5 protein-coding genes are annotated in these 3,463 nt (G+C 34.7%); 4 read left to right on the forward strand and 1 reads right to left on the reverse strand.

Annotated elements, in window-relative coordinates; genetic code table 11:
* The 4 genes from V7164_RS23515 to V7164_RS23530 all read left to right on the forward strand — a co-directional run.
* On the forward strand, positions 1-509 hold a 509-nt coding region (locus tag V7164_RS23515; RefSeq protein WP_335355401.1), incomplete at its 5' end, for a helix-turn-helix domain-containing protein.
* A gap of 93 nt (positions 510-602) precedes the next feature.
* Entirely contained in the window at positions 603-1,517 is a 915-nt protein-coding gene (locus V7164_RS23520; protein WP_335347748.1) for a DMT family transporter, read from the forward strand.
* Positions 1,518-1,538: 21 nt separating this feature from the next.
* A complete protein-coding gene (gene csaA, locus V7164_RS23525) occupies positions 1,539-1,871 on the forward strand; it encodes a chaperone CsaA (protein WP_335347749.1) in 333 nt (110 codons plus the stop codon).
* Positions 1,872-2,113: 242 nt separating this feature from the next.
* Positions 2,114-2,314, forward strand: coding sequence for a phosphate starvation-inducible protein PhoH (locus V7164_RS23530; RefSeq protein ID WP_335347750.1), 201 nt, complete (start codon positions 2,114-2,116; stop codon positions 2,312-2,314).
* Between the two features lie 115 nt (positions 2,315-2,429).
* On the opposite strand, the gene V7164_RS23535 is transcribed toward V7164_RS23530, so the two are convergent.
* Positions 2,430-2,873, reverse strand: a complete 444-nt coding sequence (locus V7164_RS23535; RefSeq protein WP_335355402.1) for a hypothetical protein — start codon at positions 2,871-2,873, stop codon at positions 2,430-2,432.
* Between the last annotated feature and the right edge of the window lie 590 nt (positions 2,874-3,463).

The raw sequence follows: 3,463 nt of genomic DNA on the forward strand, positions 1-3,463 counted from the left end.
CTATGGATAGAAATGAATTCTTAATTTTAGATATTCCAATACAATATTTGCCAGAGAATACGAGTGACATGTACATACGGTTGGATAAACAATGGGGTTCTATCCGATATTTGTTATTGGAAGAGGCGAAGAGTCAGGAAAGCACATCCTCCTTAGTAGATTTGACAAGATATGTTACCAGCAAACTTCAAATTTCTAAGCCACTTTCTATTGAATACATTCATAAACATTATAAAGAGTCAATTAGACTAGAAACTTTAGCAAAGATAGAGCATTACCATCCAGTATATTATTCCGCTTGGTTTAAGGATAAAACTGGTAAAAGCCCAAAAGTTTATATATCTGAACTTCGTTTGAATGAGGCCAAACAACTTTTGATTTCAACAGGATGGTCCATGTCGAAGATTAGTGAAGAATTAGGTTTTGAGAATTCTTCGTCGTTTTCTAGATGGTTTGTCCGTTGTGAGGGGCTACCTCCACAAAAATTTAGAATTCTTAATAATAGATAAAAAGTATATTAAACTTGGTATAGAAAATTTTTCATGGAATTTTCTATTATAAGTTTATATTTCTTTTTATCTTTTTTTATTGAGGTGAACAAAATGAAGGAGAAATTAGCTCCTTTTTTAGTATTACTTGCCGCAATACTTTGGGGGACTACGGGTACAACACAGGCACTTGCACCAGAAACGGCACACCCGATTGTGATCGGGGCTACTCGCTTAGCAGTCGGAGGAATATTTTTAGTCATAATTGTTCTAATAACAGGAAAATTCAACTTTACAAATTGGCCAGTCAAGACAACAATATTAGCTTCTTTGAGTATGGCATTGTATCAACCATTATTTTTCTCTGCAGTTTCAATTACAGGAGTGGCCATTGGAACAGTAGTAGCCATTGGGAGTGCGCCGATTTTATCAGGTCTCATAGAATGGTTATTTTTAAAAATTCGTCCTTCTAAAGTTTGGTGGTATTCTACTTTTTTATCTATCTTAGGTTGTCTATTGCTCTTTGGTAACAAAGAATCAGCATATTTAGATCCTGTTGGAATCTTAATGTCATTAGGGGCTGGGTTATCCTTTGCAAGTTATACGATTATCAGTAGAAATTTGGTTGTAAACCATTCGTCTTTATCAGTAGTAGCAGTCATTTTCACTCTTAGTGCAATTTTTTTATCTCCGTTTTTATTTATTTTTGATATGTCTTGGATAATGAGTTTCCGAGGTGTAAGTGTAAGTCTTCAACTTGGAATTGTGGCGACTGGGATCGCATATTTACTTTTTGCCAAAGGACTTATCCATGTCTCATCATCCAATGCTGTGACGCTCACGTTAGCAGAACCATTAACAGCAGCATTATTAGGGGTTTTAATAGTAGATGAATACTTAACTATCACTTCTTGGTTTGGGATTTTCCTCTTAATGCTAGGAATCGGAATATTAATATGGTCGTCCAAAAATTCTAGTGGTCAAAAGGAGATTAAGATGGTTCAGAAAAGAGTAATATTAAAAAAATGATTAAAAGGTGGTTATATTTCTATGGCAAAAATTGAGGACTTTTTTAAATTAGATATTCGTGTAGGCACGGTTATTAACGCCACACCTTTTCCTGAAGCAAGAAAACCTGCTATAAAACTACAAATTGATTTTGGAGAAGAGATCGGTATAAAACATTCTTCGGCTCAAATTACACGAAGATATTCATCTGAACAACTTTGTGGGCGTCAGGTGGTAGGAGTAGTTAATATCCCTCCAATGCGTATTGCAGGGTTTAAATCTGAGGTATTGGTAATAGGGGGGGTTCCGGAAGAGGGGGATGTTGTTCTTTTAAAACCCGATGAGCCAGTTACAAATGGAACATGCATCTCATAATATTTGACTTTAAAAAAGGGATGCCTATTTATTCCTAAAAACGCTAATAGAAACTGATTTTTATTCAATTATTGGTCGCTTTCCTTGAACAAGGATAAACGCTCATTTTCCATTTTAGGGCCAGATTGTTGATTAAGTGTTTCGAAACTTTTTGCACTAAGAAACGTATAAAAATTGTGAAGGAATGCATTTGAACTACGTAGCAGGTTTAGAAGGTAATTCACAACAAAGGGGGATAAAAAGTGGATTTATTATCTTGGATAGCTGTTGGGTTCATCATAATCGGATTTGTTGTTCTTGCTTTTATAACAAGAAATATGGAAAATGAGGTCCATCAAAGTTCAGCTACCCAATCCATAGTTTGGAGGATAGCGGGAACCACAGTTTGGGGGATCGTGAGTCTCTTCCTTGTTGTGTATTTGTTACTTCCTAGATTTTTGTGAAGAATTATACCAAACAATCGGGCGCGATTCTTCCCCTAATCTTTATACTCCGAAAAAATCAACTTAAAATTTAGATAGCGTTAACAAATAAAAAAAGACCATCTTTCGATGATCTCTATTTAACCGCAATCCGAAATTTATATTGACTGTTTTCTAATTCAACAATGCGAGCCTTGCCATTATTATCTATTAATTGCTGACTTACTCCTGTTTGAAACCCAGCAGCAATAAAATCAATTTCTGTATATGTCTTAAATACATCTTCTGATAGCACTCCCAGACTGAGTGCACTTGTAACTTTCCAATTTTTATTATTGCTTAATACATAAGCAATAAAAAGCTCTTCCTGCCCCTTTACTTTCTCCGTATAAACTACAAGAGTTCTATCTTCGTCTACTTTAACTGTTTCAATCACATCTAGAACTTCAAAGAAGCCTTTTTCTTTATGTATTTTATTTAAAGCATCCATGATTGTATTTTCATTAGTTGTATTTTCATTTTGCCAAGCGACTAAGAGAAACATAACCAATACAATTGAAAAAACCAATAATTTTCTCATTAGTAAAAAATCCCCTCCTATCATTTTATGGTTGTTTAACCTCGATGTTACCATAATATTCTAAAAATACCATCTATTCCTTCTTTATTTTCTCCTTCTTCAATAATCCTCCTGCTTGTTAGTTGAATAAAAAGAGAAAAGTATCTGGAATAGCAGTGCATATGCTCTTAGGCGGTAGCCATGCACAACAATACAGTGCTTGTCTCTTTATAGGATGCAAAAAGCGTAACATCACATCCCCAGACCCAAAATGCGCGGGAGTTAAATTCTAATACACCTGATGGAAGACAACTATTTTCAAAATCAACTCTATATCTTCAGAAGTAGAGGGTAATGATGGAAGTTGGAGTCAGACAGGACATGACTCTATACTAATTGATGATGGTATCCCATATAAAATTCCTGTAGGAGGAAAATATTCACAAAGTGGTATTATTTCTTTTCATACCATAGAAATAGAATTTCATTGTGATAAAAATGGTGGAATTAGTTAATGGTGAAAGGCAAAGGTCGTTGTAATTAAAGTAACGAGGGCGTTAGTTAATCAGATACAGTATTTAGAACTTCAACAATCGGGCGCGATTGTGGAA

Origin of the sequence: Bacillus sp. JJ1474 (assembly GCF_036965225.1) — a bacterium.
Classification (GTDB): domain Bacteria; phylum Bacillota; class Bacilli; order Bacillales; family Cytobacillaceae; genus Cytobacillus.

What these genes read in the sequence shown, in the direction of transcription:
- V7164_RS23535 (WP_335355402.1), bottom strand. Translation starts at nt 2,873, where the DNA reads ATGAGAAAATTATTGGTTTTTTCAATTGTATTGGTTATGTTTCTCTTA.
- csaA (WP_335347749.1), top strand. Translation starts at nt 1,539, where the DNA reads ATGGCAAAAATTGAGGACTTTTTTAAATTAGATATTCGTGTAGGCACG.
- V7164_RS23520 (WP_335347748.1), top strand. Translation starts at nt 603, where the DNA reads ATGAAGGAGAAATTAGCTCCTTTTTTAGTATTACTTGCCGCAATACTT.